At 78.0% G+C, this 5,591-nt stretch carries 3 protein-coding genes and 2 pseudogenes; 1 reads left to right on the top strand and 4 read right to left on the bottom strand.

The window, feature by feature from the left end; genetic code table 11:
- Positions 1-631: pseudogene (locus tag HGCM_RS16670) on the top strand (hypothetical protein); the annotation flags it as partial.
- Between the two features lie 22 nt (positions 632-653).
- On the opposite strand, the gene HGCM_RS03455 reads toward HGCM_RS16670, so the two are convergent.
- The 4 genes and pseudogenes from HGCM_RS03455 to HGCM_RS03440 all read right to left on the bottom strand — a co-directional run.
- On the bottom strand, positions 654-1,571 hold the full coding sequence (locus tag HGCM_RS03455; protein WP_019135491.1) for a transglutaminase family protein: 918 nt from the start codon (positions 1,569-1,571) through the stop codon (positions 654-656).
- On the bottom strand, positions 1,568-4,150 hold the full coding sequence (locus tag HGCM_RS03450) for a circularly permuted type 2 ATP-grasp protein (RefSeq protein WP_019135490.1): 2,583 nt from the start codon (positions 4,148-4,150) through the stop codon (positions 1,568-1,570). The genes HGCM_RS03455 and HGCM_RS03450 overlap by 4 nt, the downstream gene beginning before the upstream one ends.
- A 31-nt stretch (positions 4,151-4,181) precedes the next feature.
- A complete protein-coding gene (locus HGCM_RS03445) occupies positions 4,182-5,015 on the bottom strand; it encodes a hypothetical protein (RefSeq protein WP_019135489.1) in 834 nt (277 codons plus the stop codon).
- Between the two features lie 155 nt (positions 5,016-5,170).
- A pseudogene (locus tag HGCM_RS03440) lies at positions 5,171-5,591 on the bottom strand (hypothetical protein); the annotation flags it as partial.

Below are 5,591 nucleotides of genomic sequence, written 5' to 3'. Positions count from 1 at the left end.
GGCCGGGCTCGGCGACCGCCCGCGCGACCTGTGGGCGCTCGACGTGGGCGACGGCCCGACGGCCCCCGCGGACGAGCAGCTCGTCGTCGGCTGGATGCTCGCGGCCGCGCGGAAGGCCGGAGGCGCCGTCGTCCCCGCCGACCGCTCGCGCGTCGTCGTCCCCGACCCGGGGTCGGCGGTCGACCTGACGCTGTGGTCGGCGGTCCCCCTCAGCGCGTCGCAGGCCGGCCCGCTCGTGCGGCCCGCGCTCGCGGGCGCGCGCCTGCAGCCGGTCGAGGAGCACCCGGCGGAGCCCGGTGCGCCCCGGCCGTTCACGCTCACGGGCACGTACGAGTACGACGGCGCGGTGGTCGTCCGCACCGAGCGCTCGGCCCAGGTGCCCGTCGTCCTGTCGACGCTCGACTGGCGGTCGTACGGGCCGTGGGCTTACCACGTCGGGTGGGAGCCCCTGGACCCGGACGAGCGCGACGCCGACGTCCCGTCGCCCCTGCACGTCATCGCCCGCCAGCGGGTGCGGCCCTCGGTCGCGCGGGTCGCCGCGGCGCTGCAGGAGGTGGCCGGCGGGGTGGTCGTCGACGCCGGCGGCTTCGTCGTGGACGAGCCCGAGCTGCGCGCGCGCTCGGCACGCTGACGACGCGCGCCGCGGGGCACCGTCAGGCGAACCGCGGGCTGCCCGCCGGCACCAGGTCGACCTGCACCTGCAGCCGGGAGCCCCGGCCCTCGGCGAAGATCACGCCGCGCAGCGGCGGGACGTCGTGGTAGTCGCGGCCCCAGCCGAGCACGACGTAGCGGTCGTCGACGAACTGGTCGTTCGTCGGGTCCACGTCGACCCAGCCCGCGCCCGGCACCCACACCGAGACCCAGGCGTGCGACGCGTCCGCGCCGCGGAGCTTCTCGCGCCCGGCGGGCGGCCGCGTCTCGAGGTACCCGCTCACGTAGCGCGCGGGCAGGCCGTGCAGCCGCAGCGCCGCGAGCATGAGGTGCGCGAAGTCCTGGCACACGCCCGCCCCCTGCGCGAGCAGCTGGGCCTGGGTCGTGTGCACGGTCGTCGAGCCCGTGCGGTAGGCGAGCTCGTGGCGGATGCGGTGCGACAGGTCCACGACGACGTCCCCGAGCGATCGCCCGGGCGCGAACGACGGCTGCGCCCAGGCGAGCACCTCCGGCGCGCGCGAGACGTGCGTGGACGGCAGCACCATCTCCCGCAGCGCGACGAGCACCTCGGGCGCCGCCGCGGCGGCCAGCACGCCGGACTCGACCGACCGTGCCACCTCCTGCCAGTCCACCGCGGGCAGGGCCCCGGGCGTGGCCGCCTCGCGCGTGACCTCCACGGTGGAGCGCGACGTCACGACGAGCCGCTGGTGGCGCTCGGTGACCGAGAAGTAGGACGAGCGGTTGCCGTAGTAGTCGGTGTGCCCGGCGGTGTCGGCGGGGGCCGGGTCGATCTCGAGCGAGGTGTCCAGGCAGACCTGCCCGGGCTCGTCGCGGGGCGTCAGCGTCGTCCGTCCGTACGACGAGGTCACCGGGTGCTCGTACGTGTAGGTGGTGCGGTGCACGAGGTCGTACGTCCTCATCGGGCGACCTCGTCCGCCGCGTCCCACGGGTCCTCGAACGCCTGGCCGGGGCCCGGGCGCGCGAAGTGCAGGCGCTCGATCTCGTCGCCCGCCGCGCGCAGCCGCCACAGCATCGACTCGAGGCTCTCGACGAGCCGCGCCCGCCGGCCGTCCTCCGCCACCGTCCCGACCGCGGCGTCGACGTCGAGCTCGGCCGCGAGGTCGGCGACGTCGGCGAGCAGGTGGTCGCGCTGGTCCGTGGGCCGGCCGGGCGCGGGGACGCCCGCGAGGTCCTCGCGCAGCCGGTCCAGGCAGAACTGGAGCGAGCGGGGGTTGCCCGGGTCCAGCAGCAGCAGGTCGAGCAGCTCCGGCACGCCCGCGCCGGACTGGTAGCGGCGGCGGAACGTGATGACGGACTCGTGCGTGAGCAGCAGCGACTCGACCAGCACGGCCTCCACGGCGGCGGGTCGCGCCTGCGCGAACGTCCGCAGCACGCTGTCGACGACGTGCTGCGCGCGCTCCAGCCGCCGGCCCGCGTCGAGGAAGCGCCAGCCGACGTCCCGGACGAGCCCCTCCGCGCTGATCCCGGCGACGGCGTGCAGCCCGTCGAGGACGCGGTCGAGCGCGGGTCGCAGGCCGGCCGTGACCTGCGAGCCGTCCGCCACCGCGCCCAGGTCCAGCTCGTCGCCGGTCCGCCCGCGCGCCCGCGCCCGCTCGTCGCGCAGCGCCCGGTCGACGCGGGCGAGGGGGCCGAACGTGTCGGTCGAGAGCTGGTCGCGCACGGCGGCGGCGGCCGAGCCGAGGCGGCGCAGCGAGCGGGCCACCGCACCGGGCGCGGAGCGGTCGAGCAGCAGCGTCCGCAGGGCCGGCTGCCGCCGCGAGCCGTGCGGCTCCTCGACGGCGCCGGGCGTGAGCGCGTCGAGCAGGACGGTGAGCGCGCGACCGCCGGTCGACCGCGGCCGGCGGTGGTCGTCGTCCCACCGGTCGGCCACGACGCGCAGCGCACGCACCGTGTCTTCGGCCCGCTCCGCGTAGCGGCCCATCCAGAACAGGTTCTCGGCGGTGCGGGGCGAGATCCCCGCGACCCGCACGCGGCCGCCGTGGACGAGCTCGTCGGCGAGGACGCCGGCCTCGGCCACCTCGGCCGGCGCCGGGTCGGGCGCCGTCTGCATCACCCACACGTCCTTGGCCGCGGCGCCGGCGGCCGACGAGACGAGCGGCCCCTCGGCGACGCGCGCGAGCCCGCCCGCCATGACCGTGTAGCTGCCGGCGTGCGCCACCGCGTAGGTGCGCAGCACCGCCGCCCGCGGCCCCAGGTCGGCCGGGCCCACGCCGGACGTGCCGGGCCGGTCGCTCCCCACCCCCGGCGCGGAGCGCAGGCGGTCGACGTCCGGCCCGACGGCCGCCTGGCCGACCCAGCGCCAGGGCTCGGCGGCGATCCACGCCGCGAGCTGCTCGCGCGCGCGGGCGGCGAGCGTCCAGCCGGGCACCGTGCCGGGCGCGGACCGGTCGGTGGGCAGCAGGACGAGCTCCTCCAGGTGGGCGAGCACGTGCGAGAGCGACGCCGGCTCGCCGCACCACCACGTCTCCGCGGACGGCAGCGCGAGGTCGGCGTCGAGCACCTGACGGGCGAGCCGCGGCAGGTACGCCGGCAGGGCCGGGCTCTCGAGGACCGAGCTGCCGAGCGGGTTCACCACGCTCACCGCACCGCCGCGGACGGCCCGCACGAGCCCGGGCACGCCGAGCTCGGAGCCGGTGCGCAGGTCCAGCGGGTCGCACCACTCGGCGTCGACCCGCCGCAGCACGACGTCGACCCGCTCGGCGCCGTCGAGCCCCCGCATCCACAGCGCGCCGTCCCGCACGAGCAGGTCGGAGCCCTCGACGAGCGGCAGGCCCAGCATCGACGCGAGGTACGCCTGGTCGAACGCCGTCTCGCTCGCCGGCCCGGACGTGAGCAGCACGATCCGCGGCTGCTCCGCACCGCCGGGCGCCGCGTCCCGCAGTGCGAGCCGCATCGCGTGGAAGAACGGCCCCAGGCGCTGGATCGACGCCTGCCGGTAGACGCCCGCGAGCACCTGAGCCGTGACGCGGCGGTCCTCCATCGCGTACGCCGCACCGGACGGCGCCTGGGTCCGGTCCGCGATCGCGCACCAGCCGCCGGAGGCGTCCCGGACGAGGTCGGTCGCGGTGAGCACGAGCTCGCGACCGCCGGGCAGCCGCAGGCCGTCGACCTGGCGCAGGAAGCCGGGGTGCCCGACGACGACGGTCGGCGGCAGCAGCCGGTCGGTGAGCAGCCGCCGGGAGCCGTAGACGTCCTGCAGCACCGCGTCGAGCAGCTCGGCGCGCTGCGTGAGCGCCGCGTCGAGCCGGGCCCAGTCCGCCTCGTCGACGATGACGGGCAGCGGGTCGAGGGCCCAGGGGTGCTCGCCGTCGGGGTGGTCGGCGCCGTACGTGACGCCGTGGTTGGCGAGGATGCGCTCGGCCTCGGCGCGCGCCCGCGCGAGGTCCCGCTCGTCCGGCGCGTCCGCCGGGTCCTCGAGCCAGCTCCAGTCGGGCCGGTGCTCGGACGCGGCGCCGGGCGTCGAGAGCAGGTCGGTCACCCGTGCAGTCTGGCCCACCGCGGGCCTCGGGTCAGGCAGGACCTGCCGCGAGGGGCGGGCGAGGGTGGCGCGCGAGGCGGCTCGCGAGCGCGGCCCAGCCGCCGGCGGGGGACAGGAGCAGCGCGAACACGGCCATCCAGACCGCCCCGCCGGCGTCCTCGACCTCCGCCGTGATCCGCGGGACGTCGCGCGTGACCGACCACGCGCTCACGGCCAGCGAGGCGACGGCGGCCGACGAGGCGAGCAGCCACAGCGGCGGGAACTCGCCGACCCCCTCGGCGACGTAGACGAACAGGAGCAGCAGCACGCCGCCGACCAGCGCGTGCACCGTGACCCGCCAGCTGCGCGGCGCGAGGGCGAGCGTCTTCCAGCGTGCCAGCGCCGCGACCGCGAGCACGACGCACGCGGCCGCCGAGACCACGCCCGGCAGCACGGACGTCTCGTGCACGTCCAGCTGGCGGCCGAGCGAGACCACCAGGCCGCTGCTCGCCCCGAGCGTGACGGCGCAGCCGTAGGCGAGCCAGGCGTTCGCGCGTCCGTAGACCGCGGGCACCGCCGCGCACAGCAGCCCCAGCAGCCCGATGCCGCCGAGGACGAGCAGCAGGCGCAGCACCTCCTGCGGCGTGCGCGCGCCCTCCGGCGGGAGCAGCCGGACGAACGAGCACACCGCGGCGACGAGCGCGCCGGTCATGAGCACGCCGAGCGCCCGCACGGTCACGTCGAGCCACGACGAGGGCTGGCGGTCGGGCGTGACGGGGACGTGGGGTGTCGGCTCGGTCGGCAGGTGGGCGATCGACGACGCGTCCGCGGGCGCGAGGTCGCCCCACCGGCCCTCGAGCCGGTCGAGCCAGGGGTTGAAGCTCACGCGGTCCTCCGGCGGGTGGCGCTGGACGTCCCGAGCGTACGACCGCCCGGCGGGCCCGTCGTGGGCCGTTCGGCCCGGACCGGGCCCTTCGTCCCGGCGCCGCTCCGGCGGCGCGGCCGTCGTGGCACCTCCCGCCGGAGCACGTGCCCGTGGCGTCAGTCGGTCAGCGCGCGCACGACGGCCTCGGCGCGCGCGTCGTGGCCCGTGCGGCGCAGCACCGCGACGAGCTCGTCGGCGGCCGACGAGCGCGGCTCGGCGGCCCGGGCGATCCCGAAGCCCTCGACGGCCGACTCCAGGTTCCACACCGCCTGCTCGTCGTCGCCGAGGTCGGCGTGCAGCCGCCCGGCCAGCCAGAACGCGTGCGCCGCGTCCGCGACGGCACCCACCTGGGCGTAGGCCTCGGCCGCCGCGCCCGCGAGGAGCGCCGCCCGCGCCCGACCGTCGCCGCCGACCGAGGCCAGCACGCGGGCCGCGGTGTCGTCGAGCTCGGCCGTCAGCCGGCGGGCCGCCGCGAGGTCCTCGGGCGACGCCGGCTCGGCGTCCCGCGCGTCGTCCGCCGACGGCGCCACGTCGGCC

Origin of the sequence: Cellulomonas massiliensis JC225 (assembly GCF_000312005.1) — a bacterium.
GTDB classification, from domain to species: Bacteria; Actinomycetota; Actinomycetes; order Actinomycetales; family Cellulomonadaceae; genus Cellulomonas; species Cellulomonas massiliensis.
Note: the sequence above shows the minus strand (reverse complement) of the source record. Positions and strands in the feature narration are given on the sequence as shown.